Origin of the sequence: Donghicola mangrovi (assembly GCF_013377535.1) — a bacterium.
Classification (GTDB): domain Bacteria; phylum Pseudomonadota; class Alphaproteobacteria; order Rhodobacterales; family Rhodobacteraceae; genus Donghicola; species Donghicola mangrovi.
In genome coordinates this window covers 307,359-334,186 of the sequence record NZ_JABCJE010000002.1, presented here as the reverse complement: position 1 = coordinate 334,186, position 26,828 = coordinate 307,359, and the positions used below count along the sequence as shown (strand labels likewise).

Annotated in this window: 26 protein-coding genes; 12 read left to right on the top strand and 14 right to left on the bottom strand. The window is 60.7% G+C overall.

What is annotated here, in order from left to right; all coding sequences use genetic code 11:
- Positions 1 to 65: 65 nt before the first annotated feature.
- The 5 genes from HJ536_RS06135 to HJ536_RS06115 all read right to left on the bottom strand — a co-directional run bounded on the left by HJ536_RS06135 (position 66) and on the right by HJ536_RS06115 (position 4,519).
- The gene (locus HJ536_RS06135) at positions 66 to 1,097 is read right to left on the bottom strand and encodes a substrate-binding domain-containing protein (RefSeq protein ID WP_176854291.1); all 1,032 of its coding nucleotides are present in this window, start codon (positions 1,095 to 1,097) and stop codon (positions 66 to 68) included.
- Positions 1,098 to 1,332: 235 nt separating this feature from the next.
- Positions 1,333 to 2,373, bottom strand: a complete 1,041-nt coding sequence (locus HJ536_RS06130; protein WP_176854289.1) for a sensor histidine kinase — start codon at positions 2,371 to 2,373, stop codon at positions 1,333 to 1,335.
- A 90-nt stretch (positions 2,374 to 2,463) separates the two neighbouring features.
- Complete coding sequence (locus tag HJ536_RS06125; RefSeq protein ID WP_177157044.1) at positions 2,464 to 2,985, bottom strand: gamma carbonic anhydrase family protein; 522 nt, start codon at positions 2,983 to 2,985, stop codon at positions 2,464 to 2,466.
- Entirely contained in the window at positions 2,982 to 3,632 is a 651-nt protein-coding gene (gene gmk, locus HJ536_RS06120; RefSeq protein ID WP_176854285.1) for a guanylate kinase, read from the bottom strand. Before gmk ends, HJ536_RS06125 begins: the two co-directional genes overlap by 4 nt.
- Entirely contained in the window at positions 3,632 to 4,519 is an 888-nt protein-coding gene (locus HJ536_RS06115) for a YicC/YloC family endoribonuclease (protein ID WP_177157043.1), read from the bottom strand. Before HJ536_RS06115 ends, gmk begins: the two co-directional genes overlap by 1 nt.
- A gap of 215 nt (positions 4,520 to 4,734) precedes the next feature.
- Here HJ536_RS06115 and HJ536_RS06110 point away from each other — a divergent pair, with 215 nt between their 5' ends.
- Positions 4,735 to 5,322: a PAS domain-containing protein gene (locus tag HJ536_RS06110; protein WP_177157042.1), complete on the top strand. Its 588-nt coding sequence runs from the start codon at positions 4,735 to 4,737 to the stop codon at positions 5,320 to 5,322.
- 22 nt (positions 5,323 to 5,344) lie between these two features.
- On the opposite strand, the gene HJ536_RS06105 is transcribed toward HJ536_RS06110, so the two are convergent.
- Positions 5,345 to 6,718 carry a class II 3-deoxy-7-phosphoheptulonate synthase gene (locus HJ536_RS06105; RefSeq protein ID WP_176854281.1) on the bottom strand — a complete coding sequence of 458 codons (1,374 nt, stop codon included), beginning with the start codon at positions 6,716 to 6,718 and terminating at the stop codon, positions 5,345 to 5,347.
- 172 nt (positions 6,719 to 6,890) lie between these two features.
- On the opposite strand from HJ536_RS06105, the gene HJ536_RS06100 reads away from it, so the two are divergent.
- The gene (locus HJ536_RS06100; RefSeq protein ID WP_176854280.1) at positions 6,891 to 7,919 is read left to right on the top strand and encodes a GlxA family transcriptional regulator; all 1,029 of its coding nucleotides are present in this window, start codon (positions 6,891 to 6,893) and stop codon (positions 7,917 to 7,919) included.
- Between the two features lie 3 nt (positions 7,920 to 7,922).
- On the opposite strand, the gene HJ536_RS06095 is transcribed toward HJ536_RS06100, so the two are convergent.
- The gene (locus HJ536_RS06095) at positions 7,923 to 8,987 is read right to left on the bottom strand and encodes a PQQ-dependent sugar dehydrogenase (protein ID WP_177157041.1); all 1,065 of its coding nucleotides are present in this window, start codon (positions 8,985 to 8,987) and stop codon (positions 7,923 to 7,925) included.
- Between the two features lie 163 nt (positions 8,988 to 9,150).
- On the opposite strand from HJ536_RS06095, the gene HJ536_RS06090 reads away from it, so the two are divergent.
- From HJ536_RS06090 to HJ536_RS06070, 5 genes are all read left to right on the top strand, one after another.
- Positions 9,151 to 10,347, top strand: a complete 1,197-nt coding sequence (locus HJ536_RS06090; RefSeq protein ID WP_176854277.1) for an ABC transporter substrate-binding protein — start codon at positions 9,151 to 9,153, stop codon at positions 10,345 to 10,347.
- A gap of 98 nt (positions 10,348 to 10,445) precedes the next feature.
- The gene (locus HJ536_RS06085; RefSeq protein WP_177157040.1) at positions 10,446 to 11,228 is read left to right on the top strand and encodes an ATP-binding cassette domain-containing protein; all 783 of its coding nucleotides are present in this window, start codon (positions 10,446 to 10,448) and stop codon (positions 11,226 to 11,228) included.
- A gap of 124 nt (positions 11,229 to 11,352) precedes the next feature.
- Positions 11,353 to 12,036 (top strand): ABC transporter ATP-binding protein, encoded by a 684-nt coding sequence (locus HJ536_RS06080; RefSeq protein WP_176854393.1) that lies wholly within the window; start codon positions 11,353 to 11,355, stop codon positions 12,034 to 12,036.
- Positions 12,037 to 12,038: 2 nt separating this feature from the next.
- Positions 12,039 to 13,049, top strand: coding sequence for a branched-chain amino acid ABC transporter permease (locus HJ536_RS06075; protein WP_177157039.1), 1,011 nt, complete (start codon positions 12,039 to 12,041; stop codon positions 13,047 to 13,049).
- The gene (locus HJ536_RS06070) at positions 13,046 to 14,350 is read left to right on the top strand and encodes a branched-chain amino acid ABC transporter permease (protein ID WP_176854272.1); all 1,305 of its coding nucleotides are present in this window, start codon (positions 13,046 to 13,048) and stop codon (positions 14,348 to 14,350) included. The genes HJ536_RS06075 and HJ536_RS06070 overlap by 4 nt, the downstream gene beginning before the upstream one ends.
- 51 nt (positions 14,351 to 14,401) lie before the next feature.
- Here the strand turns inward: HJ536_RS06070 and HJ536_RS06065 are convergent, their stop codons facing one another.
- Positions 14,402 to 15,940 carry a helicase HerA-like domain-containing protein gene (locus HJ536_RS06065; RefSeq protein ID WP_177157038.1) on the bottom strand — a complete coding sequence of 513 codons (1,539 nt, stop codon included), beginning with the start codon at positions 15,938 to 15,940 and terminating at the stop codon, positions 14,402 to 14,404.
- A gap of 425 nt (positions 15,941 to 16,365) precedes the next feature.
- On the opposite strand from HJ536_RS06065, the gene HJ536_RS06060 reads away from it, so the two are divergent.
- A complete protein-coding gene (locus tag HJ536_RS06060) occupies positions 16,366 to 16,959 on the top strand; it encodes an invasion associated locus B family protein (protein ID WP_177157037.1) in 594 nt (197 codons plus the stop codon).
- Positions 16,960 to 17,034: 75 nt separating this feature from the next.
- On the opposite strand, the gene HJ536_RS06055 is transcribed toward HJ536_RS06060, so the two are convergent.
- The 4 genes from HJ536_RS06055 to HJ536_RS06040 are packed head-to-tail and all read right to left on the bottom strand — an operon-like array spanning position 17,035 to position 21,265.
- Positions 17,035 to 18,243 (bottom strand): beta-ketoacyl-ACP synthase II, encoded by a 1,209-nt coding sequence (locus HJ536_RS06055; protein WP_176854266.1) that lies wholly within the window; start codon positions 18,241 to 18,243, stop codon positions 17,035 to 17,037.
- Complete coding sequence (locus tag HJ536_RS06050; RefSeq protein WP_176854265.1) at positions 18,240 to 18,497, bottom strand: acyl carrier protein; 258 nt, start codon at positions 18,495 to 18,497, stop codon at positions 18,240 to 18,242. Before HJ536_RS06050 ends, HJ536_RS06055 begins: the two co-directional genes overlap by 4 nt.
- A gap of 32 nt (positions 18,498 to 18,529) precedes the next feature.
- A complete protein-coding gene (gene lpxD, locus HJ536_RS06045) occupies positions 18,530 to 19,621 on the bottom strand; it encodes a UDP-3-O-(3-hydroxymyristoyl)glucosamine N-acyltransferase (RefSeq protein ID WP_177157036.1) in 1,092 nt (363 codons plus the stop codon).
- A gap of 36 nt (positions 19,622 to 19,657) precedes the next feature.
- Complete coding sequence (locus HJ536_RS06040) at positions 19,658 to 21,265, bottom strand: L,D-transpeptidase family protein (RefSeq protein WP_177157035.1); 1,608 nt, start codon at positions 21,263 to 21,265, stop codon at positions 19,658 to 19,660.
- 291 nt (positions 21,266 to 21,556) lie between these two features.
- Here HJ536_RS06040 and mepK point away from each other — a divergent pair, with 291 nt between their 5' ends.
- The 4 genes from mepK (at position 21,557) to HJ536_RS06020 (ending at position 25,208) form a co-directional block, all read left to right on the top strand.
- A complete protein-coding gene (gene mepK / locus HJ536_RS06035; RefSeq protein ID WP_176854260.1) occupies positions 21,557 to 22,117 on the top strand; it encodes a peptidoglycan L,D-endopeptidase MepK in 561 nt (186 codons plus the stop codon).
- 174 nt (positions 22,118 to 22,291) lie between these two features.
- Positions 22,292 to 23,512 carry an NAD-dependent epimerase/dehydratase family protein gene (locus HJ536_RS06030; RefSeq protein ID WP_177157034.1) on the top strand — a complete coding sequence of 407 codons (1,221 nt, stop codon included), beginning with the start codon at positions 22,292 to 22,294 and terminating at the stop codon, positions 23,510 to 23,512.
- Entirely contained in the window at positions 23,512 to 24,348 is an 837-nt protein-coding gene (locus HJ536_RS06025; protein WP_177157033.1) for a glycosyltransferase, read from the top strand. The genes HJ536_RS06030 and HJ536_RS06025 overlap by 1 nt, the downstream gene beginning before the upstream one ends.
- A complete protein-coding gene (locus tag HJ536_RS06020; protein ID WP_177157032.1) occupies positions 24,345 to 25,208 on the top strand; it encodes an NAD-dependent epimerase/dehydratase family protein in 864 nt (287 codons plus the stop codon). Before HJ536_RS06025 ends, HJ536_RS06020 begins: the two co-directional genes overlap by 4 nt.
- Here the strand turns inward: HJ536_RS06020 and hflX are convergent, their stop codons facing one another.
- Both hflX and hfq read right to left on the bottom strand, forming a co-directional pair.
- Positions 25,209 to 26,483, bottom strand: coding sequence for a GTPase HflX (hflX, locus tag HJ536_RS06015; RefSeq protein ID WP_420811084.1), 1,275 nt, complete (start codon positions 26,481 to 26,483; stop codon positions 25,209 to 25,211).
- A complete protein-coding gene (gene hfq, locus HJ536_RS06010; protein WP_072706490.1) occupies positions 26,480 to 26,719 on the bottom strand; it encodes an RNA chaperone Hfq in 240 nt (79 codons plus the stop codon). Before hfq ends, hflX begins: the two co-directional genes overlap by 4 nt.
- Positions 26,720 to 26,828 lie beyond the last annotated feature (109 nt).

Below are 26,828 nucleotides of genomic sequence, written 5' to 3'. Positions count from 1 at the left end.
CGTCTATCGGATCGGCGCCTTCAGCGAAAGTGCGAAGCGGCCCGAAGGCCGCTTCTAGGTACCAATTACATGGTCTGTTCGTTTGCAACCAGCTCTTGGGTTGCCGACAGCTCGGGGTCCGAAACCAGACCGTAGGCCGACAGCGGGCCATCGGGGCCTGCGATTTCGTCAGAGATGAAGAACTCTGCGTATTCTTTCAGGCCGGGGATGACGCCGATGTGTGCTTTCTTGATGTAGAAGTACAGCGGACGCGATACGGGGTAGTCGCCAGCAGCGATGGTCTCGGTCGAGGGAGCAACGCCCGACATGGTTGCTACTTTCAGCTTGTCGGTGTTGTTTTCGTAGAATGCCAGGCCGAAGACGCCAACGCCGTTGGTGTTGCTGTCGATGCGAGCCAGGGTCTCGGTGTAGTCGCCGTCGATGTCGACCGACTTGCCATCGGTGCGGACAGCCATACAGGTTGCTTCAGCAGCTTTTTCGTCGCCGCCGTTGATTTCCAGGATCGCAGCCAGTGCGCCGGTGTCTTCACAGCCCTGCAGCAGAACCTTCTCTTCGAAGACTTCGCGGGTGCCGTGCTTGGTGCCGGGGATGAAGGCAGCGATTTCAACTGCGGGCAGGTTTGCGTTTGCATCGGCCCAGGTTGCTGCGGTGTTTGCAACCATTGCGCCGTCAACGGGCTTTTCAGCTGCCAGAGCGTTGTACCAGTCAGCGGGTTCGAACGCGGTGAACTCGGGGCCGTTGATCTGCGAAGCGAATACGATGCCATCGTAGCCGATGCGGACTTCGATGATGTCGGTCACGCCAGCTTCGGCGCAAGCTGCGATTTCTTTGTCTTTGATTTTGCGCGAAGCGTTTGCAACGTCGATGGTGTTCTCGCCAACGCCTTCACAGAAGCGCTTCAGACCTGCCGACGAACCGCCCGATTCAACAACGGGGGTCGGGAAGTCAAAGTTTTCACCGAACGCTTCGGCAACGATCGATGCGTAGGGCAGAACGGTCGACGAACCGGCAACCTGAACGTTGTCACGTGCGACGGCTGCGGTTGCGGAAACGGCTGCGATCGCCAGGGTCGAGGCGGTCAGTTTCACGAAAGACATAGGGGTAGCTCCTGTTAATCTCTACAGATCCGAGTTTCTGTGGACCTTGGGGCGGGTGCTAAACTTCACTGGCAAAGCTTTTGCGACAGATTTGTAACAGGTTTATGACAGGGTACATTTTTTAAGCATCAGGGATGTATTTTTAAGGGTAACCAAATGAATTCACTTGATATTAAGATTCAAATGCATCCATCCGGCACCCGTAAAAAAACGCGGGCTAGTCCCGCGTTTTCCTCTAGTTCCTTGGTAATGTAACAGTAAATGTACTGCCCTGCCCCAAAGCGCTTTCGATCTTAAGGCGGCCGCGGTGCCTGTTAATGATGTGCTTTACAATTGCAAGGCCCAGTCCGGTCCCGCCCATTTCCCGCGATCGGTGTGAATCCACCCGGTAGAATCGTTCGGTCAGACGCGGAATGTGGATCGGATCGATTCCCTGACCGTGGTCGCGAACGTCGATTCGGACGGCTGGCCCCCGCACGGTCGGGTCCCGTTCCAGCCGCGTGACGGTCACATGCACGTCCCCGCCACTGCCGCCGTACTTGATGGCGTTCTCGATCAGGTTGGTGAACACCTGATACAGCTGGTCCGAGTCCCCGCTGATCATAATGGGCTCTTCGGGCAGGAACAGCTGGACGGCGATGCCCTTGTCCTCGGCAATGGGGCCAAGGGCCTTGGCGGTCGATTGCACCTTGGCGACAACGTCGATCTGTTGACCGGGGCGAATACGCTCTTCGCTCTCGACGCGGCTCAGGGACAGCAGATCATGGACCAGACGGTTCATCCGCGTGGCTTCGGTCTCCATGATCCCCAGAAAGCGGTCGCGTGCACGGGCGTCATCCTTGGCCGGTCCGCGCAGAGTCTCGATGAACCCCAGTAGCGCGGTCAGGGGTGTGCGCAATTCATGGCTGACGTTCGCCACAAAGTCGCGGCGCATCTGGCCGATGTCTTCCATGGGGCTGACGTCCTCGAACGTGGCCAAGACGCCTTGGAACTCGACCCCGTTGATCGGGGTCACCCGCAGGGCGAATGTCGCCTCGCGACTGCCAACGGTGGTGGTCATCCGCGAATGAAAGGTGCGCGGATCACGGAAACAGTCCGCAATCGCGCCGGTCAGAACAGGATTGCGCAGCGCCAATTCATAATGGCGCCCTTCCAGCCCGCTGCCCCAGATTTCCCGCGCCGGTTCGTTCAGACACAACAGCCGCCGCTCCTGATCTACAACCATCGCGGCCAAAGGAAGACCCTCTACCAGTGACTTGATCGGCAAAAGGTCCATGGGGCGCTCCTCGGGGAATTTATTCAATCAGGGCTGCCTTTCATGCTTTTGTAACAATGGGATGACACCCCTGATAGCGATCACGCCAGATCAGACTTCGGTCATCCCCTCGCGGAAGCGGCGCATATTGTTCTGATAGCCGATCGCGGATTTCTTCAGGCCCTCGATGCCTTCGGGGGTCATTTCACGAACGACCTTGCCGGGCGCGCCCATGACCAGCGATCCATCGGGGATCACCTTGTTCTCGGTCACCAAAGCTCCTGCCCCGATCAGGCAATTGTTGCCGATCTTGGCACCGTTCAGAATGGTCGCGCCCATCCCGATCAGGGTGTTGTCGCCAATGGTGCAACCGTGCAGCATCGCCTTGTGGCCAATGGTGCATCCCTCGCCGATCACCAGCGGATAGCCCATGTCGGTGTGCAGCACGCAGTTTTCCTGCACGTTACTGCCCTTGCCCACGCGGATTTCCTCGTTATCGCCGCGCAGGGTGCAGCCGAACCAGACCGAGCCGCCCTCCTCGACCACGATCTTGCCGATCAGGTTGGCGTCGGGGGCGATCCAGGTGTCCTCGGCGATTTCGGGCGCGATGCCGTCCAATGCATATAGTGTCAAATGTCGAGCTCCTCGAATTGGTCCTGAAGGGCGCGGACGTGTTTGACCAGACCGGGCTGTTGCAAACGGCGCAGGCGGGTGGCGGTCAGGATCGACTTCAGCATTTCTTCGGTCTTATCCAGATCGTCATTCACCAGCACATAGTCATAGCTGCCCCAGTGGCTGATCTCGTCCCAGCTTTTCTTCATGCGCTTGGTAATGGTGTCGGCGTCGTCCTGATTGCGGCTGATCAGGCGGCGGTGCAATTCGGGGATCGACGGCGGCAGGATGAAAATCGACAGGGTGTGCTGCCCAAGGGCCGAGTTCCGGATCTGCTGCGCGCCCTGCCAGTCGATGTCGAACAGCACGTCATTGCCGTTGTCGATCGCCGCCTGCACCGGCCCCTTGGGCGAGCCATAGAAGTTCCCGAAGACGTGGGCGTGTTCCAGCATCTCGTCGTCAGAGACCATGTGTTTGAACGCGGACTCGGTCACGAACTGATAGTCCTTGCCGTCCACCTCGCCCGGACGGGGCTTGCGGGTGGTGGCCGAGACCGAGAACGACAAGGTTGGGTCCCACGCCATCAGGCGTTTGGCCAGCGTGGATTTCCCTGCGCCCGAAGGCGAGGACAGGATAACAAGCAGGCCGCGGCGGGTATCGTGGGGCATTATTCTACGTTCTGAATTTGTTCGCGCATCTGGTCGATGGTGACTTTCATCTCAAGCCCCAGTTCGGTCAGACCGCTGTGTTGCGATTTCGAGCAAAGCGTGTTGGCTTCGCGGTTGAATTCCTGACACAGGAAATCGAATTTCCGGCCCACCGGCGCGTCCGAGGCCACCAGCTGACGCGCCGCCGCCACATGGGCGTCCAAACGGTCCAGCTCTTCGGTCACGTCGGATTTCACGGCCAGAACGGCGGCCTCTTGGTGCAGGCGCGCGGGGTCCAGCTGTTCGGTTTCCAGAATGCGGGACATGCCGGCGCGCAGCACCTCGGCCTGCGCTTCGGCGCGGGCGGGCAGAATGGCGCGGATCGACACCAGCTGATCGGAAATGGTGTCCAACTGGCGGGTGATCACCGCGGACAAGGCCATCCCTTCGCCAGCGCGACTGTCTACGAACGCGGCCAGCGCCACGTCGAAATCCGCCAGCAGCAGCGCGGTCAGGGCGTCGGTCATGCCCTCGGTCCGGGCTTCTTCGCTGACGACACCGCGCACGGACAGGATATCCGAAGCCGAGGTTTTGCGCAGGCTGATCCCTCGCTTTGCGGCGCGGGCCTCGATCTGTGCGATCTGGTCCAGCGCGCGGTCCAGGGCCTCGGGGTCAACGGCCGCACCCATGGCGGACCCGTCACTATAGATGCGCAACCCGATGGTCACATTGCCCCGCGCCAGCACGGCGCCCACGCGTTTTCTCAGCTCGGCCTCGATGGGCGCGCACCAATCCGGCATACGGATGCGCAGGTCCAATCCCTTGCCGTTGACGCTGCGCAGTTCCCACTGCCAGCGCAGCCCCTCGCCTTGATTTTCAAGGCTGGCATATCCGGTGAGTGATTTCATGGTCGTTCCTTTAGTTCTGGCGCCCACTATGCCTGCCATGCGCCCGAGAGCAAGAGCCGCGAACCACCGGCCGTTAACCTCTTCTTCAGGTTTGGGGGGATTTTGACGCGAAACTCTGTCAAATTCGCGCTGTAAACGGCGGAAATTCATGAAAACTCCGGATCGAGTTTTCGAGACCGCCGCACGGGAACTGACGAACGACAGGAGTGCGCGCTATGGGAGTGGTGCTGAGTTTAGCCGATTTCATCAAAGGTGCCCCCCCGAGCGCCCTGCGCGAGGTGGGCGATCACTGGCAGAGCCTGCGCCGCTGCGGCGGCCTGCCCAAGCGCACCGATCTGGACCCAAAGGCCATGGCGCCCCATCTGGACAAAGTCTTTCTGGTGGAACGCATCGGCACAGGCCACGTCCGTTTTCGTTTGTGTGGCAGTATGTTATGCGACGTTCTTGGCATGGATTTGCGGGGTATGCCCCTGTCCGCGCTGTTCGAGCCGGCCTACCGCGAACAGCTTGGCACCATGATCGAGGAATGCTTCCAGCGCCCCGCCATTTTGCACCTGAACCTCTCGGCCGGATGGGAGGCCAGCGGCAACTACCGGATGGCCCTGTGGCCGATGTTGTCTGACCTTGGGGATGCCAGCCGCGCCTTGGGCTGTCTGGTGGCCGAAAACGGCAGTGGGCCCACGAAACGGTTCCGGCTGGACTATGCCTCGACCGATGCGCTCTATGCGGCGAACCGGCCGGACATGGAAAAACCGGCCCCCAAGGGGACCGGCTTCGAAGTCATCGACGGCGGGATGGATTAACCATCCCCTCCCGTTCAAGCGATCAGCTGGCCAGAGCGGCTGCTTGCTGCTCGGCGTTGCGCTTGGACAGCTCTTCGGCCACGAGGAACGCCAGTTCCAGCGACTGCGACGCGTTCAGACGCGGATCGCAAGCGGTGTGGTAGCGATCCGACAGGTCCTCGTCGGTCACGGCGCGAACACCGCCGGTGCATTCGGTCACGTCTGCGCCGGTCATCTCGAAATGCACACCGCCGGGGATGGTGCCCTCGGCCTTGTGGATCGCAAAGAACTCGCGCACTTCGCGCAGAACGCTGTCGAACGCGCGGGTCTTGTACCCGGTCGAGGATTTGATGGTGTTGCCGTGCATCGGGTCACAGGACCAGACGACATTTGCACCCTCTTCTTGAACGGCGCGGATCAGGCGCGGCAGGTTCTCGCCAACTTTGCCTGCGCCGAAACGGGCGATCAGGGTCAGACGGCCCGCTTCGTTGGTCGGGTTCAGCTTGTTCATCAGAACCTTCAGGTCGTCGGCGGTGGTGGTCGGGCCACATTTCAGACCGATCGGGTTCTGCACGCCGCGCAGGTATTCCACGTGGGCCCCATCGGGCTGACGGGTGCGGTCGCCGATCCACAGCATGTGGCCGGAACCGGCCAGCCATTTGCCGCTGGTCGAGTCAACGCGGGTCAGGGCCTCTTCGTACTCCAGCAGCAGGCTTTCGTGGCTGGTGTAGAAATCCACGCTTTGCAGGGTGTGGGCGCTGTTGCTGTCCACGCCTGCGGCCTTCATGAAGTCCAGAGCGTCGCTGATGCGGGTCGCCATGGCGCGGTATTTTTCCGACTTCTCGCCTTCGGTGAAGCCAAGGGTCCAGCTGTGGACCTTGTTCACATCCGCATAACCACCGGTCGAGAACGCGCGCAGCAGGTTCAGCGTGGCCGCTGCCTGAGTGTAGGCCTCGAGCATCTTGTTCGGGTTCGGGATGCGGGCTTCGGGGGTGAAGTCCAGCTCGTTGATGATGTCACCGCGGTAGCTGGGCAGTTCCAGACCGTCTTTGACCTCGGTTGGGGCCGAACGCGGCTTCGCGAACTGGCCCGCCATACGGCCAACCTTGATCACCGGAACCTTAGCGCCATAGGTCAGCACCATCGCCATCTGCAGCATCACCTTGAAGGTGTCGCGGATCAGGTCCGCGCTGAACTGCTGGAAGCTCTCGGCGCAGTCACCGCCCTGCAGCAGGAACGCCTCGCCACGGCCGGCCTTGGCCAGCTCGGCCTTCAGCTTGCGGGCCTCGCCGGCAAACACCAAGGGTGGATAGGACGAGAGTTTGGCCTCTACAGCCGCCAGGGCGGCAGAATCGGTATACTCGGGCATCTGCACTCGGGGCAGGTTGCGCCAGGTCGATTTGCTCCACTCGGTCATCTCTCTCTCCATCCATGAGATTTGAAAAGTGGAACCGCTATACATAACCAACAGACCGATGACCATAACCGTTTTGTCGGACCCCTCTTGACGAGGTCATTCCCTGCAGACGAAATGCGTGTTTATATTTTTGCGACATCGTGCCGCGAATAGACAAATTCGGAGTATGGGCATGGCCCAATCGGACAAGCAGGTCATTCCAGTCGAAAGCACGGGAAAAAAGCCCCGCCATTTTGCATTCGTGCTGCTGGACCGTTTCACGCTGATGGCGTTCACCTCGGTGATCGAGGGGCTGCGGATCGCCAACCGCATGGCCGACAAACAGCTCTATACTTGGTCGCTCGTGGGCGAAGGCGGTGCCAGCGTGACCTGCTCGGCCGGTGTGGAATTCAAACTGGATTCGGATCTGGACGACCTGCCCCGTGACGCCTCTATTCTGGTGTGCGGCGGGGTCGAGGTGCAGAAAGCCACCAGCAAACGCCTGCTGAACTGGCTGAGGAAAGAGGCCCGCCGCGGTGCGCCCATGGGCGGCCTGTGCACGGCAACCTATGTGCTGGCCAAGGCCGGCCTCTTGGACGGGCGCCGCGCCACCATCCACTGGGAAAATCAGGACAGCTTCTCGGAGGAGTTCGACGAGGTGGACCTGACCAAGTCGGTTTTCGTTGTGGACGGCAACCGGATTTCGGCGGCGGGCGGCACCGCGTCGATCGACCTGATGCTGAAAATCATCGCCGACGACCACGGCGAGGACCTGTCCAACGCCGTGGCCGACCAGCTGATCTACAGCTCGATCCGCACGGACCGCGACACCCAGCGCCTGTCGATCCCGACCCGCATCGGCGTGCGCCACCCCAAGCTGTCGCAAGTCATCCAGATGATGGAAAAGAACATCGAAGAACCGATCAGCCCCGCCATTCTTGCCAAGGATGTGGGCATGTCCACCCGCCAGCTCGAGCGCCTGTTCCGCCGCTATCTGAACCGCAGCCCCAAGCGCTATTACATGGAACTGCGCCTGTCCAAGGCCCGGAACCTGCTGATGCAAACCGACATGAGCGTGATCAACGTGGCGCTCGCCTGCGGGTTCGCCAGCCCCTCGCATTTCTCGAAATGCTACCGTGCGCACTACCAGACCACACCCTATCGCGAGCGTGGCAGCCACGGCACCCGCCGCGAGGAAGAAGAGCACGAGGAAATGGAATAATCCTTAGGGCTCAAGCCGATAGAGGGCGCCGTTGATCTCTGACAGGAAATAGACGGCACCGTCCGGCCCCTCGATCACATCGCGGACACGCTTGGTTTCGGGGGTCTGGATACGCTCGGCCTCGCTCATGGTATCGCGGTCAATCCGCGAGATCATGTCGAACTTGAGCGACCCGATCAGGAAGTCCCCCTTCCATTCATCGTTCAGCCGCCCGCTATAGATCGCCATCCCGCTGGGGGCGATCGACGGGTCCCAGAAAAATTCGGGCTGCTCCATACCCTGTTTGGCGGTGCCCTCGCCAATCTTGGCCCCGCTGTAGTGGGTGCCATAGCTGATCACCGGCCAGCCGTAGTTGGCCCCGCGCTTGATCGCGTTCAACTCGTCACCGCCCCGTGCGCCGTGTTCATCCACCCAAAGCGTCCCGTCCGCATCCAGCGCCGCCCCTTGGGGGTTGCGGTGACCATAGCTGTAAATCTCGGGCTGCGCGCCATCTTGCCCGACAAAGGGGTTGTCCTCGGGGATAGTGCCGTCGCGGTTGATGCGGATAACGCTGCCGTTGTGGCGGCTCAGGTCCTGCGCCAGCTCGGCGTCACCCCGTTCGCCCACGGTCAAAAACAGCGTTCCATCCGCCGCCTCGATAATACGGCTGCCAAAGTGATTCCCGCCGCTGCTGCCATCGGTCATCACGAACAGGTCCCTGACATCGGTCAGACGGTCCGATCCGGCGGCCAAGGTCGCGCGGGCCAGCGCCGTGCCCTGCCCTTTGCCTAATTTCTTGGCGTAGCTCAGGAAAATCTCGCGGCTATAGGTGAAATCCTCGGGCACCATGACGTCCAACAAACCGCCCTGTCCCACCTCGGCGACCTTTGGCACACCTTTCAAACGGGTGCTCTTGCCCGCCCCCAAGAGCAGCAGATCGCCGCCCTTTTCGGTGACCAGAATGCTGCCCTCGGGCAGAAAGGCCACGGCCCAAGGATTCACGAAACCTTCGGCGACCAAAGTGACCTTTGGCGCGGCCAAGGCAGGTGCGGCCAGACACAGACTCAGGGCAGTGATCAGATGACGCATGGGAACCTCCTGCCTTCAGACCTAGCACCGCGGAATTGATAGGTCCCATGACGTTTCCGTGTATCAAAGGGTCGTATTCCGGCCACGCTTCTCCCCTTTATTTTTACAGAAATGCCGCCTACGCTTTGCCTCGGACATAGCGTTCCAACTGGGAGAAAAAACAATGAAAAAGTTTCTGCTGGCCACTGCCGCCACTGCACTGACCGCTGGCGCCGCAATGGCTGCAAGCCACGGCGAAACTGTCAAGATGGGCATCATTCTGGGCTTCACCGGCCCGATTGAATCGCTGACCCCCGCCATGGCTGACTCGGCTGAACTGGCTCTGAAAGAGATCAACGCTGCCGGTGGTATCCTTGGCGGCAAGATGATCGAAGCTGTCCGTGCGGACTCGACCTGCGTTGACGCGGCTGGCGCGACCGCAGCGGCCGAACGTCTGATCACCTCGGACGGCGTGGCAGCAATCATGGGCGCGGACTGCTCGGGTGTGACCGGCGCAATCCTGACCAACGTGGCTGTGCCCAACGGCATCGTCATGGTATCGCCCTCGGCCACCAGCCCCGGCCTGTCGACCGTCGAAGACAACGGCCTGTTCTTCCGCACCGCGCCGTCGGACGCCCGTCAGGGTGTGGTTCTGTCGGACATGCTGAACGACAAGGGCATCAAAGAAGTCGCCGTTACCTACACCAACAACGACTACGGCAAAGGCCTGAGCGACAGCTTCATCGCTGCCTATGAAGCCGCTGGCGGCAAAGTCACCATCAACGCACCCCACGAAGACGGCAAAGCCGACTACTCGGCCGAAGTGGCTGCTCTGGCAGCGGCTGGCGGCGAAGTGCTGGTGGTTCTGGGCTACACCGACCAGGGTGGCCGCGGCATCATCCAGGGCTCGCTGGACACCGGCGCGTTCGAAACCTTCATGCTGGGTGACGGCATGTACGGTGACCAGCTGGTCGCCGATCTGGGTGACGCAATGGAAGGGTCGTTCGGCGCTGTTCCGTGGGCCGAAGGCGAAGGCACCACCGCATTCGCGACCATGGCCGTTGACGCCAACATCAACCCCGAAGGCGCTTACACCCGCGAAAGCTATGACGCGGCGGCTCTGATCGCTCTGGCGATGGCAGCAGGCGGCGAGGCAACCTCGGCGGCAGCTGCGGCCAAGATGCTGGACGTTGCAAACGCCCCCGGCGAGAAAATCCTTCCCGGCCAGCTGGGTAAGGCGCTTGAGATCCTCGCGGCTGGTGGTGACATCGACTATGTCGGCGCAACCAACGTCGAGCTGATCGGCCCCGGCGAAGCGGCAGGCACCTACCGCGACTACATCATCACTGGCGGCGCCTACGAGACCGAAAGCATCCGCTAAGACTAACGCTACGTTAGTGGTACAGCCCGGCAATTGTCCGGGCTGTACTTTTATGCGATTGGGCTACGCTTAAAAAACAAGCACGGAGAAAACAGACCGTGATACGGGTTGAAAACCTGCACAGACATTTTGGCGGCTTCCGCGCGGTGGATGGGGCCACGCTGGAGATTGCCAAAGGGTCGATTACCGGACTGGTCGGGCCAAACGGCGCGGGCAAGTCCACATTGTTCAACGTGATCGCGGGCGCGCTGCCCCCCACGTCGGGCAAAGTCTATCTGGATGGCGAAGACATCACCGGCCTGCCGCCCCACGAGCTGTTCGCCAAGGGACTGCTGCGGACCTTCCAGATTGCACATGAATTCAGTTCGATGACGGTGCGCGAGAACCTGATGATGGTTCCCCCTGCGCAGACCGGCGAGAACCTGTGGAACAGCTGGTTCCAACGCGGCAAGATTGCCCGCGAGGAAGAGGCCATCCGCCGCAAGGCCGACGAGGTTCTGGAGTTCCTGACCATCACCCACGTGGCTGATGAGAAGGCCGGAAACCTGTCGGGCGGTCAGAAGAAGCTGCTGGAACTGGGGCGTACCATGATGGTGGACGCCAAGATCGTGTTTCTGGACGAGGTCGGCGCGGGCGTGAACCGCACGCTCTTGAACACCATCGGAGATGCGATCATCCGGCTCAATCAGGAAAAGGGCTATACCTTCTGTGTGATCGAGCATGACATGGATTTCATCGGGCGCCTCTGTGACCCCGTGATCGTCATGGCCGAGGGCAAGAAGCTGGCCGAGGGCACGATCCAGGAGATCAAGTCCAACGAACAGGTGATCGAGGCCTACTTGGGCACCGGCCTGAAGAACAAAGATCAGGTGGGCGGATGAGCGGCGATCGTAGCTGGGGGGCCGTCTGCCCCCCGTCGATGCGCGGCATCGACTCCCCCCGAGAGTATTTTAGCAAAGATGAAAGGGGCGCGTTGTGACTTCGTCCTTTTTGAGTGCGACCGGCATGGTCGGTGGCTACGGGCGCGGGCCGGACATCCTTCATGGGGTGACGCTCGAGGTCGATCGCGGCGAGATTGCTGTGATCGTGGGCCCGAACGGCGCGGGAAAATCTACGGCGATGAAGGCTGTGTTCGGGATGCTGAATGTGCATACCGGATCGGTGGTCTTTAACGGCGAGGATATTCGCGAGCTGACCCCGCAAGCCCGTGTGGCCAAGGGCATGGGCTTTGTGCCCCAGACCCACAACATCTTCGCCTCCATGAGCGTGGAAGAGAACTTGGAGATGGGCGCGTTTTTGCGGACCGACGATTATTCCGAGACCATGGAGCAGGTCTATGACCTGTTCCCGATCCTCAAGGAAAAGCGCCACCAGCATGCGGGCGAACTGTCCGGCGGGCAGCGTCAGCAGGTGGCCGTGGGCCGCGCGCTGATGACCAAGCCGCAGCTTCTGATGCTGGACGAACCCACTGCGGGGGTCAGCCCCATCGTTATGGACGAGCTCTTTGACCGCATCATCGAGGTGGCGCGGACCGGCATCTCGATCCTGATGGTCGAGCAGAACGCCCGCCAAGCGCTTGAAATTGCAGACAAAGGGTATGTTCTGGTGCAAGGCGCGAATGCCCACACCGGATCGGGCAAGCAGTTGCTGGCCGATCCCGAAGTGCGCAGATCGTTTCTGGGGGGCTGAGGATGGATATTCTGAATACACTCGTCCTGCTGGCCAACTTTGTGATCGTGCCAGCGGTGACTTATGGCAGCCAGCTGGCGCTTGGGGCGCTGGGGGTGACGCTGATCTACGGCATCCTGCGGTTCTCGAACTTTGCCCACGGGGATACGATGGCCTTTGGCACCATGGTGACCGTTCTGGTCACGTGGATGCTGCAAAGCTGGGGCGTGTCGCTGGGGCCGGTGCCGACGGCGCTGCTGGCCCTGCCCTTTGGCATCGCCGTGACCGCCGGTCTGGTTCTGTGGACCGACCGCGTGGTCTACCGCTTTTATCGCAAACAAAAGGCCAAGCCGGTTATTCTGGTGATCGTCTCTATGGGCGTGATGTTCGTGATGAACGGGCTGGTGCGTTTTATCATCGGGCCCGATGACCAGAACTTTGCCGATGGGGCGCGGTTCCTGATCGGCGCGCGCGAGTTCAAGGAAATGACCGGCCTGAAAGAAGGTCTGGCGATCAAGGCATCGCAGGGTCTGACCGTTCTGACCGCGGTGATCGTTGTGGCCCTGCTGTTCTGGTTCCTCAACCACACCCGCACCGGCAAATCCATGCGCGCCTATTCCGATAACGAGGATCTGGCCCTGCTGTCCGGCATCAACCCCGAGCGGGTTGTGGCCGTGACCTGGATCATCGTCGCCGCTTTGGCGACCGTGGCCGGTGTGCTGTATGGTCTAGACAAGAGCTTCAAACCCTTCACCTATTTCCAGCTGCTGTTGCCGATCTTTGCGGCGGCGATTGTGGGTGGCCTTGGCAGCCCGCTGGGCGCCATCGCGGGGGGCTTTGTCATTGCCTTCTCCGAGGTGACCATCACTTACGCATGGAAAAAGGCAGCGGCTTATTTGCTGCCTGCGGACATGGCACCTGACGGCCTGCTGCAACTGCTTGCGGTGGATTACAAATTCGCCGTCAGCTTTGTCATTCTGGTTGTGGTGCTGCTGTTCAAGCCCACGGGCCTGTTCAAGGGGAAATCGGTATGAACGACACCGTGAAAACAATCGGTCTGTTCGGTCTGGTGGCGCTTGCGATCCTGTTCACCGGCCTGAGCCAGAGCTGGAACGCCGCCCTTGGCATTCTGAACATGGGTCTGATCAGCGCAATCATGGCCATGGGCGTGAACCTGCAATGGGGTTTTGCGGGCCTGTTCAACGTGGGGATCATGGGCTTTGTCGGCCTTGGCGGTCTGGCGACCGTGCTGGTGTCGATGCCCCCGGTGCCTGCCGCGTGGGCCGCTGGCGGCTATGACGTATGGGAGGCCCTGTTTGTGGGCGCCCTGTCCTTGGCCGCTGTGATCCTGATCCGCAAGCGGATGAAGCCCGGCAACCTGCGCGCGCTGGTCACTTGGGTGCTGCTGATCGCCGGTTTCTCCATCTATCGCGAGCTGTTCGATCCCGCCCGCGATGCCATCGAAAAGGTAAACCCCGCGCTTGAGGGTTATCTGGGTGGTCTGGGTCTGCCGATCCTGCTGGCGTGGCCGGTGGGTGGTCTGTTGGCGGCTGGTGCGGCTTGGGTCATCGGCAAGACGGCGCTGGGTCTGCGCAGCGACTATCTGGCGATCGCGACCCTTGGCATTGCCGAGATCATCATAGCCATCATGAAGAACGAAGACTGGCTGGCCCGCGGCGTGAAGAACGTGAACGGCCTGCCCCGTCCGCTGCCCTACGAGATCGACCTACAGGCCGATCCATCCTTTGTGGAAAAGGCCGCGTCGTTCGGACTGGACCCTGTGACCGCATCCACCCTGTATGTGAAGCTTGGCTATAGCATCATGTTCACTGTGGTTCTGGTGATCATCCTGTTCCTGATGCAGCGCTCGCTTCACAGCCCCTGGGGCCGGATGATGCGCGCGATCCGCGATAACGAGGACGCCGCCCGCGCCATGGGCAAGGACGTGACCCGTCGCCACCTGCAGATCTTTATCCTTGGCTCGGCCATCTGCGGACTGGCAGGAGCGATGATGACCACGCTGGACGGACAGTTGACGCCGGGCACCTACCAGCCCCTGCGTTATACCTTCCTGATCTGGGTGATGGTGATCGTCGGCGGTTCGGGCAACAACTTGGGCTCGGTTCTGGGTGGCTTCCTGATCTGGTTCCTGTGGGTGCAGGTCGAACCCTTTGGTCGCTGGCTGATGGAGCTGATCACTATGGGGATGGAGCCGGGCAACGCCCTGCGCGAACACCTCTTGGCCTCGGCCGCACATATGCGCTTGCTGACCATGGGTCTGGTGATGCTCTTGATGTTGCGGTTCAGCCCAAGGGGCCTGCTGCCAGAGAAATAAAAATAGGGCGCTCCGGTTGGAGCGCCCTTTTCCGTTCTGCCCTTTGACGGGTCACTTGGCCTTGAAGAGGCCCCCCAGAATGCCGCGCACGATGCGGCGACCCGTGGTGCCCTTCAATTCCTTGACCAAGGCTTCGGTCAACGCCTCGCCAAACCCCTCATCGCTAGTGGATTTCCGAGAGGTCGAGCGGCTGACCCGCGCGCCCGTATAGCGCCGCGCGGTGCGGTATTCGCGTTCCTGAACCTCGGCCTCTTCTTCGGCGGCTTCGGCCTTGGCGGCGGCTGCGGCGGCCTGTTCGGCGCGTTTGGTCAGGATTTCGTGGGCGCTTTCACGGTCGATCGGCTTGTCATACTTGGGCCCAAGGTCCGAGGACGCCACAATCGCCCCCCGTTCCGCCACCGTCAGCGGCCCGATGCGCGAGGCGGGCGGGCGGATCAACGTGCGTTGGGACACACCCGGCACGCCTTTCTTTTCCAAGAACGAAGTCACAGCCTCGCCGACGCCAACCTCTCGGATCGCCTCTTCGATGCTAAAGGTCGGGTTCTCGCGATAGGTTTCGGCGGCCAGCTTCAGGTTCTTCTTGTCCCGCGCGGTGAAGGCGCGCAGGGCGTGCTGGATGCGGTTGCCAAGCTGGCCCAGAATATCCTCGGGGATGTCTGCCGGATGCTGGGTGATAAAGTACACGCCCACCCCTTTGGAGCGGATCAGGCGGGCGACCTGCTCGACCTTGTCCACCAGCGCCTTGGGCGTGCCGTCGAACAGCAGGTGCGCCTCGTCAAAGAAGAAGACCAGTTTGGGTTTGTCGGGATCGCCGACCTCGGGCAGTTCCTCGAACAGTTCGGACAAGAGCCAGAACAGGAAGGTCGCATAAAGGCGCGGCGCCTGCATCAGCTTGTCCGAGGCCAGAATGTTCACCGCCCCGCGCCCCGTATCATCGACGCGCATCAGGTCGCGCAACTCCAGCGCCGGTTCACCAAAGAAGCCGGCTGCCCCTTCGTTTTCCAGCATCAGAATGGACCGCTGGATCGCCCCGACGCTGGCGGGCGAGATATTCCCGTATTGCAACGAAACCTCGGATCGGTTCTCTCCAAGCCACGCCAACATGCTGCGCAAATCGGCCAAATCCAGCAGCGGCAGCCCCTGCTCATCGGCAATGCGGAAGGCGATGTTCAGAACGCCCTCTTGCACCTCGGACAGATCGAGCATCCGCGACAGCAGCAGCGGGCCCATTTCGGCCACGGTGGCGCGGACGGGGTGGCCCTGTTGGCCCCACAAATCCCAGAATGTCACAGGCGCAGCGGAATAGGTCAGGTCCAGCCCGATTCTCTGGGCCCGTTCCATGAATGGCGCGTGCAGCTTGTGAGTCTCGGCCCCCGCAGCGCCAAGCCCCGACAAATCGCCCTTTACGTCCGACACGAACACAGGAACGCCCGCGTCCGAGAACGCCTGCGCCATGATCTGGACCGTCACCGTCTTACCCGTGCCGGTTGCGCCCGCGATCAAGCCGTGCCGGTTTGCATATTTCAGCAGCAACTCCTGCGCCTCGGCGTAATCTGTGCCACCACCACCTACAAAAATACCGTCCGTCATTCCGAAACTCCCCAACGTACGGAAGGACAATACATCGTTCATCCTTTGATGCCACCATCGGGTTTGTGTCGTAGCGAAAGACACTTTTTTCCTCCCTGTTGGACTGGCCGCGCCCTTGATAAGGCGCGGCTTTTTTACATTTTACCTATCAAGATCAAGATTGTTGCACATAAGCGATGTTTATCTGTTGACGATCCCCGACGGACTTCGTAGCGTTTGGGCAATTACTAAGTCGGCCAGTCCGACAGGGAGCAAAAATGAAAGGAGACCTACGGTCTCCTTTCTTATTTTCAGGCCCTTGCCGCTCAAATGTTACAGCGGCGAAACCCTGCCATCACAAAGATTTTCATGGATTCCGCACTGCCATACCGTGTCCTGCCGTGTTAGGTCATGACCCGAGCAATTCGTGATAAACGGGGAAGACAATGCCCAAATCCTATCTGAGCCTAACCCTGGCCGCCCTCCTTGCCCTTGGCACGCCCGTGTTGGCCCAGGATGCCGCCGCACCCGCCGAGGGCAGCGCGCAAACCCAGGTGGACCTTGGTGAAAAAGTGGATGCCGACGGCAATGCGCTGGGCACCACCTATGACGCCGAAACCAAAGGCGACTGGACCATCCGCTGCCTGCGCACCGAAGCAGAGCAAGACCCCTGTGAAATGAACCAGATGCTGAACGATCAGGACGGCAACTCTGTCGCCGAAGTCAGCATGTTCAAACTGCCCGACGGCCAGCCAGCCGTTGCAGGCGCGACCATCGCGACCCCGCTGGACACTCTGCTGACCGAACAGCTGATGATCTCGATCGACGGTGGCGCGGCCAAGAAGTACCCCTTCCGCTTCTGCACCCGTCAGGGCTGCTTCGCGCAGATCGGTTTCACCGCTGCCGAAATCGAGAGCTTCAAGAAGGGCAAAGTTGCGACCCTGGTGATCGTGCCCCGCGTGGCCCCCGATCAGCAGGTTAAACTGGGCCTGTCGCTGTCGGGCTTCACCGACGCGTTCGCCACCATTCCCGCGCGCTAATCCATCGCGCAGTTGGAAATGCAGAAGGCCGCCCTGTTTCGGGGCGGCCTTTTTCGTTTGTTAATCTGTGATTGATCAGTGTTTGCGCAGGGCCAGAACCGCGTTCAGCCCGCCAAAGGCAAAGGCGTTCGACAGCACGACCTCGACCTTGGCATCGCGCGATTCATTGGGAACCACGTCCAGCGCGCATTCGGGGTCCGGTTCCTCGTAACCGATGGTCGGGGCGATCACCCCGTCGCGCAGGGCCATGATGCAAGCCAGGAGCTCCACCGCGCCGGTGCCGCCGATCAGGTGACCGTGCATCGACTTGGTAGACGAGATCATCAGATCATCCGCGTGATGGCCGAACACATCCGCCACTGCCGCGCATTCGGTTTTGTCGTTCGCGGCGGTGCCGGTGCCGTGGGCGTTGATATAGCCGACCTCGGATTTGTTGATCCGCCCGTCCGCCAACGCCCCCGAAATCGCCCGTGCCGCGCCCTGTTTGGACGGCATGACGATATCGCCCGCATCAGAAGTCATCGCGAAGCCACTGACTTCGCACAGAATTTCTGCGCCGCGCTTCTTGGCGTGTTCGTATTCCTCGAACACAAAAATCGCCGCGCCTTCGCCCTGAACCATCCCGTTGCGGTTGGCCGAGAACGGACGGCACGCGTCTTTGGACATCACGCGCAAACCTTCCCACGCCTTCAGGCCGCCAAAGCATAGCATGGATTCCGACCCGCCGGTCAGCATCGCGTCCGACATGCCCGACCGGATCATGTGAAACGCCTGACCCATCGCGTGGTTGGAACTCGCGCAGGCGGTCGCCACGGTAAACGACGGCCCCTTGAGGTTATATTCCATCGAAATGTGGCTGGCCGCCGCGTTGTTCATTAACTTGGGCACGACAAAGGGGTGAACGCGGTTCTTACCCTCTTCGTAGACCGTGCGGTAATTCTCGTCCGAGGTTTGTAAGCCGCCGCCCGCTGTTCCCAGCACCACGCCCGAATGCGCCGCCAGATCACCGCTAAAGGTCAGACCCGACTGGGCCACAGCCTCTTGGGCAGCGATCAGGGCGAACTGGGTGTAGCGGTCATAAAGGGCGATCTGCTGGCGGTTCCAGCGATCCTCGGGGTGATAATCATGGATCTGGCCGCCGATGCGGATCGCAAGACGGTCGATATCACGGATATTCAATTCGGAAATGCCACAGCGCCCTTCGCGCATGGCTTCCATGGTTTTGGGCACGTCGCTCCCTAAGGGGTTGATCGTGCCCGCGCCGGTAATGACGACCCGTCTCACGCTTGCTCCGCAACCAGCTTTTCTACGGCCGCGATAATGGCGCTGACCGAGCTGATGTCAAAGTCACTTTCCGACGGATCGTTGGCGTTGAAAGGCACAGAAATATCAAAGGCTTCTTCGATGGCGAAGATGCTTTCGACCAGACCCATGCTGTCGATGCCCAGATCCTCGAGCGAGCTGTCCTCGGTCACGTCAGAGGGTTCCAGAACCGCCTGCTCGGCGATGATTGCGATAACTTTGTCCTTAACACTCATGGGTTTGCCCTTCTTGTTGGCACAATGGCGATCTAGTCACTTAACCCGTTTTTTGAAACAGTTTTCTTAAGGTCGGTAAATTCGCGCAAGAGTCGCGGCAGGCGGCGCAAGGCTTTGTAGGTCTCGATATGGGTGTCCATCTTGACCGCAGGATAGCCCAACATCGCCCGTCCCGCAGGCACATTCGATAGCACAGCCGAGGCCGCGCCGATAATCACGTTGTCGCCGATCTGGATGTTGTCGGCCACGCCGGACTTGCCCCCCAGAACGCAGTTGTTGCCGATGACGGTCGATCCGGCCACCGCCGCCTGCGCACACAGCAAACAGTCGTGCCCGATAACCACGTTATGGCCGACCTGAACAAGGTTATCGATCTTGGTGCCACTGCCCACGCGGGTCGCCCGAACAGACCCCTGATCAATGGTCGAATTCGCGCCGACCTCGACATCGTCACCAATCTCGACCCCGCCAAGGGAGGCAATCCGCGCCCAAGCCTGCGCGCGGGTGCCGGTGCTGTCGCCAAGGGTGCTGCGCACTTGTTCCACCGCCGATTTCTCGGGTGTGACAAAGGAAAACCCATCGCCACCGATCACCACGTTCCCATGCAGGATCGCGCGGGCGCCGATGGTGGTGTTGGCCATGATGCGCACGCCGGGATGGATCAAGGCGCCTTCGCCGATCCGCACGCGGGGCGCGATGGTGACGTGGCTGGCAATCACGGAATTGGCGCCGATCACGGTGCCAGCCCCGATCAGGGTAAACGGCCCGACCGAGACGTTCTCGCCCAATTCGGCGGTCGGATCGATGATGGCGGTGGGGTGAATGCCAGCGGCATAGCCCTGCCCCTGATCCATCATCGCAGACAGCTGCGCCATGCCAAAGCGCGGGCGATCCATCATGATCGCGCCCTTCAGGCCATAGCTTTGCCAGTCAGCGCCCTGCCACAGCAAGGCCGCCTGCGCAGCGCCGTTTCCAATCTGTTCGGCAAAATCCGGCTTCATCGCCAGCGCCAGATCCCACGAGCCGGCCGTAGCGGGCTCTGACACGCGGTCGATCTGGATGCTGCCGTCGCCCTGAACCTCAACGCCCAAGGCGGCGGCAATTTCTGCAAGAGTATAGGTCATTTCAGGGGCTCCCGGAGGTTGGTTCCGGGAACTGATCTAGCCCTGAATGCCGCGCAGTACCACCCCCCGCTGCGCAAGGGCGTTCCAGATCTTGGCGTCTCGGCCATAGACGTCGCGTCGGTACTGGACGTGACCCTTGGACGAGGTGAACGCCGTGCGATAGATCAGGTGCACGGGGATCGGCTGCTTGAGGCTGATGGTGGTTTCCCGACCGGTCTTCAGTACGCTCTGGAAATAGCCCTGCGGATCGGCCTCTTGGGCAGCCAGCAGCGCATAAGCAAAGTCGAAGGGTTGGCCCAGACGGATGCAGCCGTGCGAGTAAGCGCGCACTTCGCGACCGAACAGGTTCTTCGCCGGAGTATCATGCAGATAGATATTGTACGGGTTGGGGAACAGGAATTTCACCTGACCCAGCGCGTTACCATCGCTCGGCGGTTCCTTCAGGCTGAAGGGAAAGGTCTTGGCGTCGTACTGGGCAAAGTTCACGCCGTTACGGGCCACCACACGGCCACGGTTGTCCACCAGCTTCAGATGACCGACCGCGTTCGGGTTGGCCTTGAGCATGGGCAGGTATTCCTTGACCGTGATCGACCGGGGCACGTTCCACGAGGGGTTCACCACAACCATCTCCATCACGTCCGAGAATTCCGGCGTGCGGCGGTCGTCCGAGTTCGCGCCCACAACCGAGCGGGTCTCGAAGGTGACCTTGTCGTTGTCGATGATCTTGGCGGTGAAGTCGGTGATGTTCACCAGAACGTGGCGAGCGCCGCGTTCCTTGTTCAGCCAACGCTCGCGCTCCATCGCAACGATGACCGAAGCCAGACGGTCCGCCGCCTGCTTGTTGATCTCGTCGATGGTGGCGGGACCGGCCACGCCATCTGCGGTCAGGCCGTGATCCATCTGGAATACCTGAACCGCCTGCTGGATCGAGGCGTCATAGGTGGTAGTAGCGGTACGGCCCAAGTAGCCCATCGCCTGCAGACGGTTGCGCAGGATCGCAACGCTGTTGCCGCCCGCACCGGGCTTCAGCGCGCCGGGCACCTTCTGGCCCCAGTCACCGCGGCCCACAGCCAGCTCCAGATCGGCCTTAACGGCGAAGAGGCGGTTGTATTCCTGGGTCTGCGGAGCCAGCGCACGGAAGAACGGACGCGGCGTCGATTTGACCAGCGACTCGAGATAGGACTTGCGCGCACGGTACGGAACCTCGCGCACGATCAGGGGATCAATGCGGCGGGGCACCAGCACACCGGTTTGCAGGTTCGTGGCGTATCGCAAAAATATCTCGCTCAGGGCGACTTCGATGTTGCCTACCTGACGGGCCGTCTTGGCAGCAGAGATTTCAGCTTTGAGCTGGTCGATTTTGTACGACGACGTGGGCAGCCCGTGGCTGCCGGATTGTTCGAGCGCCTCGAAAAGCGCCTCTAGGCGGCGGGCATTTTTGCCCCGCCCGATCCAGATCGGATCGAAACCGTTGTCGCGATAATACGCGGCAATATCTTCGTCATTCGCGGAAGCCTCGGCAATTGCTTGTTTAATTGCTGCGCTCTGCGCATGGGCCGGAGCCCCGAAACCCGCAAAGACAAGGGCCAGCACAGCAAATACCAGCTGTAGCCGCACCATTTTTCTCGCCAATTGCGCTAGCATGGCACGTCCTTTGCAGTTCTGAAAATGTTCACACTAATGTCAGTGTCGTGACAGGGTTTGTCCATTCACAAAAGAAACAAACGGCATACCGGAATGGAATTAACCGAACCTTGTATACTTTGGGTCACAATCAACAGTGTTTGAGCAAAAAAACGCCCATGTTGTGCAGCCGAAGGGAACCAAATTGAATCCAAGCTTGGTCCGCTTCGGTAACTATGCCATAAGAGTTGCACATCTGGGGATGTATCAAAAATCCGCGAAACGCGGAACCTAATGAATGGGACAGGCAAAATGACGATCACGAATGTGACTCGCCGTGGGTTGCTACAAGCCTTCGCTGCGACGGCTGTGGCTGCTGCGCCCACTTACTCGAACGCGTTTGGTTTGCTGCGTGGCGCCGGCGATATTCGTCGTGTGCAACTTTATTCCGGTCGTACCGGCGAGAAAGTGAATACGATCTACTGGATCGAAGGGGAATACATCCCCGAAGCGTTGGACGAGATTACCTACTTTATGCGCGACTGGCGCACCAACACCACCAAGGTGATCGACCCTCGTACTATTGATATCGTTTCGGCAACCCACCGTCTTCTCGACGTGAGCGAGCCCTACATGTTGCTTTCGGGCTACCGCAGCCCGCAGACCAACAACATGCTGCGCTCGAAATCGTCTGGCGTTGCCAAGAACTCGCTGCACATGCGCGGCCAAGCCGCCGACCTGCGACTGGCGTCGCGCTCGGTTGGCCAGATGGCCAAAGCGGCAGCTGCCTGCAACGCAGGTGGCGTCGGCAAGTACAGCAAGTCGAACTTCGTTCACATGGATTGCGGCGACGTCCGCCACTGGGGCAGCTGATCTGCCCCACCCCACCGAACAGTTCACAAGCCGTCCCTCGGGGCGGCTTTTTTCATTTTCGCGTGAGGCATCACCGGCGCATGTCACATTAGCTTTGCCTCACTGTCACAAATGCTAGGCTCTTTACTTATATAGGTTTTTCATTCCGAATTTATGTCCGAAGGAAAGAATTTCATGAAGATCGCGGTACTTGGCGGAGACGGTTTCGTAGGCTGGCCCACTGTGTTGCACCTGTCCGATCTGGGACACGATGTGCACATCATCGACAACCTGTCGCGCCGCTGGATCGACACCGAATTGGGTGTCCAGTCTCTGACCCCGATGGATTCGATTCAGGAACGCTGCCGCATCTGGAAAGAGGTCACCGGCCGCACTCTGAAATTCCACCTGCTGGATCTGGCCAAAGAATACGAGCGCCTGAAGGCGTGGCTGGTCGAATACCAGCCCGAGGCGATCATCCACTTTGCCGAACAGCGCGCCGCGCCCTACTCGATGAAGACCGACCGTCACAAGGTCTACACCGTCAACAACAACGTCAGCGCCACCCACAACCTGCTGGCCGCTGTGGTGGAGTCGGGCATTGACCCGCATATCGTCCACCTCGGGACCATGGGCGTTTATGGTTACTCCAGCGTCGGCGCGGCCATCCCCGAAGGCTATCTGGACGTCGAGATCGAGAACCTCGCAGGCGAGAAGAAGGGGCTGGAAATCCTGTACCCCACCCGTCCCGGCTCGGTTTACCATATGACCAAGTCGCTGGACCAAATCCTGTTCCAGTTCTACGCGCAGAACGACGGCCTGCGGATCACCGACCTGCACCAAGGCATCGTCTGGGGCACCCACACCGAGCAGACTCGTCGCCATGAGCAGCTGATCAACCGTTTCGACTATGACGGCGACTACGGCACAGTCCTGAACCGCTTCCTGATTCAGGCGGCGATCGGCTATCCGCTGACCGTTCACGGCACCGGCGGTCAGACCCGCGCCTTCATCCACATTCAGGACTCGGTCCGCTGCATTGAGCTGGCCCTGTCGGACGCCCCCCAGCACGGCGACCGCGTCAAGATTTTCAACCAGATGACCGAGACTCACCGCGTCCGCGATCTGGCCAACATGATCGCCCGCCTGACAGGTGCGCAGGTCATGAACCTGCCGAACCCCCGCAAAGAGGCGGCCGAGAACGACCTGATCGTCAAGAATGACCAATTTTTAGCCTTGGGTCTGAACCCGATCACGCTGGAAACCGGCCTCATGTCCGAGGTCGTCGAGGTCGCGAAACGATACGCACACCGTATCGACCGCAGCCGCGTGCCCGCCGTATCCGCATGGACCAAGGATATCGCGGCCACCGTGAACCACGACCCCGAAGGCAAGCGCCTGAAATCGGTGGTCTAATGGACGGACTGACTGCCTCGGGCCCCGCTCGTGCCAAACATGCCTATGTGACGCTGGTCACCAATGCCGATTATGCGCTGGGGGCGCGGGCCTTGGTGCAGTCGCTGGTCTGGACGGGAACGGCGGCCGATCTGGTGGTAATGTACACAGGCGGGGTCGCGCGAAGCGACCTCGCACCGCTTCTGGCCTTGGGCGCACGGCTGGTTCAGGTGGACCTGCTGCCCACGTCCGAAGGGTTCAACACCCTTCACGCGCGGCGCAACCTGCATGGGGCCGCGCCCTTTACCAAGGGCGAAAAACCCAGCTTTCACACACCGTTAGACAACTTTGCTAAACTGCGCCTCTGGCAGATGACGGACTATGTTTCGGTGGTTTTTCTGGATGCGGACACCTTGGTGCTGCAAAACATCGACACCCTGTTCGACTATCCCCAGTTCTGCGCCGCGCCGAATGTCTACGAAGAGCTGGCCGATTTTCACCGCATGAACAGCGGCGTCTTCACCGCCCGTCCCAGCGCCGAAACCTATGAGGCGATGCTGGCTGAACTGGACCAGCCGGATGTGTTCTGGCGCCGCACCGACCAGACATTTCTGGAACATTACTTTCCCGATTGGCACGGTTTACCCGTGACTTACAACATGCTCCAATATGTGTGGTTCAACATGCCGCAACTGTGGCGCTGGTCCTCGGTGAAGGTGTTGCATTATCAATATGAAAAGCCATGGCAGATCCCTCACCCCAAGGCCGATCAACTGGAGCCTCTGATTACCCTTTGGCACCAGTATCTGGACGGCAAGCGGGCCCCTGATCTGGCGAGTTTGGAGAACCCTGAATGAAAATCGCTGTTACCGGTGCGTCTGGATACCTTGGTCACTTTGTGATGAACGGCCTCAGGCACGCAGGACACGATGTATTGGCGCTGAGCCGCCAGCCTTTTGCCAATCACCACCACGTCGAATACGAACTTGGGGACGCTCCCGAAATCTGCGGAATGGATGCGGTGGTGCATTGCGCCTTTAGCCACGTCCCCGGCAAATATCGCGGCGGCGAGGGCGACGATCCCGAAGGGTTCCGCCTGCTGAACGTCGATGGCTCGATCACCCTGTTCAAGGCCGCCAAGGCCCAAGGGGTGCGCCGCCTGATTTTCCTGTCCTCGCGCGCGGTCTATGGCCCCAAACCCGCGGGCACCGTCTTGACCGAGGACACCCCCTGCACCCCCGACACCCTGTACGGCGAGGCCAAGCTAGAGGCCGAAGAAGCCCTGCTGGCCATGGCCGATGTGGGCTTCCAGCCGACCGCCCTGCGCGCGACCGGCGTCTATGGGGCGGCCTATCCGCAAGGCTGGCACAAATGGCGCGGCCTGTTCGAAGAATTCGAAAACGGTCACCCCATTGAGCCCCGCCAAGGCACCGAGGTCCACGGCCATGACATGACCGCCGCGATCAACCTGCTGCTGACCGCGCCCAAAGCCCCCCGCATCGCGAACCTTTCCGATATTCTGGTGGACCGCCACGATGTGCTGCGCGAATACGCGGACTTTGCGGGGCTGACCCTGCCCTTACCTGCCCGCGTGGACGAAACCTTCAACGTGATGGATTGCACCGCGCTGCGGTCGATTGGCTGGCAACCGGGTGGCCGCAAACGCCTGACCGAGTTCCTGAGCGGGTTACGAAAAAGCGCCCCGCAGGGCGCTTGATCAGATTTCGCGGAACCGTTTGGCGTCTTTGGCGCTCCAGCGGACCTCGACGTCATAGCCGGTGTCCGTCTGGGTTTCCTCGATGACCACTCCGCGTTGGAACAGCCACGCGCGCTCCTTGCCCTGAGAGAATGTCAGGGAAATCACCTCGTCCCAGCGCCCGCCTTCGAGCCGGTCCGAGACCAGTTCCAGCAGGCGGTCCATACCGGTGCCTTCGATCGCGGACAGCACCAGCACATCGTCAGAACGAGCCGCGATGTTTTCCAGCGTCTCGCGGCGCTCGGGGTCCACGCGGTCGATTTTGTTCCAGACCTCGATCATGGGCGTCGAATCACTGACGCCCAAAGTATCCAGAATCTCGCGCACATCCTCGGCCTGCTCCTCGGATTCGGTGTGCGAGATATCTCGGACGTGCAGGATCAGGTGGGCGCTCAGAACCTCTTCGAGGGTGGCGCGGAAGGCCGCAACCAGTTCGGTCGGCAGGTCGCTGATGAAACCCACGGTATCCGATAGAATGACCTCGGGGCCCTCGGGCAGCTTGACCCCGCGCATGGTCGGGTCAAGGGTCGCAAACAGCATATCCTTGGCCAGAACATCGGCGCCGGTCAGGCGGTTGAACAGCGTGGATTTGCCCGCGTTGGTATAGCCCACCAGCGCAACGATCGGGAACGGCACCTTGGCCCGCGCAGCGCGGTGCAGGTTGCGGGTTTTCACAACCTTTTCCAGCTGCCGGCGCAGGCGCACCAGTTGCTCATCAATCGCGCGGCGGTCAGCCTCGATCTGGGTTTCGCCCGGACCACCGACAAAGCCCAAACCGCCCCGCTGACGTTCCAGGTGGGTCCAGGCCCGCACCAGTCGCGTCCGCTGATAGGACAGCGCGGCCATCTCGACCTGCAACACACCCTCTCGGGTGGCGGCGCGGTCCGAGAAAATCTCAAGGATCAGACCTGTACGGTCCAACACCTTGCATTTCCACTCTTTTTCCAGATTTCGTTGCTGCACCGGGCTGACGGGACCGTCGATCAGAACCAGCTCGGCCTCGAGCGAGTGGATCCATTCCTTCAGCTCTTCGATCTTGCCCGAGCCGAACAGCATCCCCGGATGGGGGCGCGGCAAGCGCACAACCGAAGACCCCACCACCTCGAGGTGCGGCAGGGCGGCGGCCAAGGAAACCGCTTCTTCCAAAGCGGGCCCTGCGGCCCGCCGTTGACTATCACTACGGATGTCAGGATGCAGAACTAACGCGCGGGTCAGTTCGGTCTTGGTCTCGGTCAATTGTCGCCGTCACCGTCATAGAGGTTCAGCGGCTGGGCCGGCATGATCGTCGAAATCGCATGCTTGTAGACCAGTTGCGATTGGCCGTCGCGACGCAGAAGAACACAGAAATTGTCAAACCAGGTAATAACGCCCTGCAGTTTAACCCCGTTGATCAGGAAAATGGTGACCGGGATCTTGGTCTTCCGGACGTGGTTAAGAAATGCGTCCTGCAGGTTTTGCTTATCGGAAGCCATTGTTTTTTGCCTTTATTCTTGCTTGATGCCGCAGAGCAGCGCCTCTGATGCCTTGGTAGTATGGAGAGGGAAATTCTGACTTTCCAGCCCGAATTTACTGACGCCTGCC

Bases quoted from the DNA above. Each gene is read 5' to 3' on its own strand.
- HJ536_RS06135 (WP_176854291.1), bottom strand. From the start codon at position 1,097: ATGTCTTTCGTGAAACTGACCGCCTCGACCCTGGCGATCGCAGCCGTT.
- HJ536_RS06130 (WP_176854289.1), bottom strand. From the start codon at position 2,373: ATGGACCTTTTGCCGATCAAGTCACTGGTAGAGGGTCTTCCTTTGGCC.
- gmk (WP_176854285.1), bottom strand. From the start codon at position 3,632: ATGCCCCACGATACCCGCCGCGGCCTGCTTGTTATCCTGTCCTCGCCT.
- HJ536_RS06115 (WP_177157043.1), bottom strand. From the start codon at position 4,519: ATGAAATCACTCACCGGATATGCCAGCCTTGAAAATCAAGGCGAGGGG.
- HJ536_RS06110 (WP_177157042.1), top strand. From the start codon at position 4,735: ATGGGAGTGGTGCTGAGTTTAGCCGATTTCATCAAAGGTGCCCCCCCG.
- HJ536_RS06105 (WP_176854281.1), bottom strand. From the start codon at position 6,718: ATGACCGAGTGGAGCAAATCGACCTGGCGCAACCTGCCCCGAGTGCAG.
- HJ536_RS06100 (WP_176854280.1), top strand. From the start codon at position 6,891: ATGGCCCAATCGGACAAGCAGGTCATTCCAGTCGAAAGCACGGGAAAA.
- HJ536_RS06095 (WP_177157041.1), bottom strand. From the start codon at position 8,987: ATGCGTCATCTGATCACTGCCCTGAGTCTGTGTCTGGCCGCACCTGCC.
- HJ536_RS06090 (WP_176854277.1), top strand. From the start codon at position 9,151: ATGAAAAAGTTTCTGCTGGCCACTGCCGCCACTGCACTGACCGCTGGC.
- HJ536_RS06080 (WP_176854393.1), top strand. From the start codon at position 11,353: ATGGTCGGTGGCTACGGGCGCGGGCCGGACATCCTTCATGGGGTGACG.
- HJ536_RS06075 (WP_177157039.1), top strand. From the start codon at position 12,039: ATGGATATTCTGAATACACTCGTCCTGCTGGCCAACTTTGTGATCGTG.
- HJ536_RS06070 (WP_176854272.1), top strand. From the start codon at position 13,046: ATGAACGACACCGTGAAAACAATCGGTCTGTTCGGTCTGGTGGCGCTT.
- HJ536_RS06065 (WP_177157038.1), bottom strand. From the start codon at position 15,940: ATGACGGACGGTATTTTTGTAGGTGGTGGTGGCACAGATTACGCCGAG.
- HJ536_RS06060 (WP_177157037.1), top strand. From the start codon at position 16,366: ATGCCCAAATCCTATCTGAGCCTAACCCTGGCCGCCCTCCTTGCCCTT.
- HJ536_RS06050 (WP_176854265.1), bottom strand. From the start codon at position 18,497: ATGAGTGTTAAGGACAAAGTTATCGCAATCATCGCCGAGCAGGCGGTT.
- lpxD (WP_177157036.1), bottom strand. From the start codon at position 19,621: ATGACCTATACTCTTGCAGAAATTGCCGCCGCCTTGGGCGTTGAGGTT.
- HJ536_RS06040 (WP_177157035.1), bottom strand. From the start codon at position 21,265: ATGCTAGCGCAATTGGCGAGAAAAATGGTGCGGCTACAGCTGGTATTT.
- mepK (WP_176854260.1), top strand. From the start codon at position 21,557: ATGACGATCACGAATGTGACTCGCCGTGGGTTGCTACAAGCCTTCGCT.
- HJ536_RS06030 (WP_177157034.1), top strand. From the start codon at position 22,292: ATGAAGATCGCGGTACTTGGCGGAGACGGTTTCGTAGGCTGGCCCACT.
- HJ536_RS06025 (WP_177157033.1), top strand. From the start codon at position 23,512: ATGGACGGACTGACTGCCTCGGGCCCCGCTCGTGCCAAACATGCCTAT.
- HJ536_RS06020 (WP_177157032.1), top strand. From the start codon at position 24,345: ATGAAAATCGCTGTTACCGGTGCGTCTGGATACCTTGGTCACTTTGTG.
- hfq (WP_072706490.1), bottom strand. From the start codon at position 26,719: ATGGCTTCCGATAAGCAAAACCTGCAGGACGCATTTCTTAACCACGTC.